Here is a 400-nt window from a genome sequence, read left to right as displayed (position 1 = left end):
GGTTACGGAATGGCATGGAACAGGAGAGAAGAAAATCACTGATAATTATCATAATCTTACGGGTTCTAAGGGGTCATTGGGTAGTACTGCATGGTGCGCTTCGTTTGCTAATTATTGCTTGAAAGAAACAGGGTATGACTACTCCAGGAGTTTTACAAAGTCTTCTCAATTTCCAGTTTATGATAAAACTAAGTTTATCGAGATAAAAAATCCTGTATATGGTGCATTGATGGTCTTTCGTACTTATGTCGAATCAAGTGATGAATTTACAGGCAATGGGCATGTAACATTTGTGTATGGAAAAACGAGTAACGGTGATATTGCTGGCTTAGGCGGAAATCAAGGAGGTAAAGCATATGGTGGAGGTACTATTAAGTTATCGATGTATAGTACCACGAAA

The 400-nt window shown here is 38.2% G+C and carries 1 protein-coding gene; it reads left to right on the top strand.

The window, feature by feature from the left end; translation table 11 throughout:
* Positions 1-400, top strand: a 400-nt coding sequence (locus CWM53_RS29920) for a TIGR02594 family protein (protein WP_133124393.1), incomplete at both ends; no start/stop codon positions are given.

It is taken from the genome of Klebsiella sp. A-Nf5, assembly GCF_002810545.1.
GTDB classification, from domain to species: domain Bacteria; phylum Pseudomonadota; class Gammaproteobacteria; order Enterobacterales; family Enterobacteriaceae; genus Klebsiella; species Klebsiella variicola.
The sequence above is the reverse complement of the archived record's forward strand: the minus strand, read 5'-3'. Positions and strand labels throughout refer to the sequence as shown.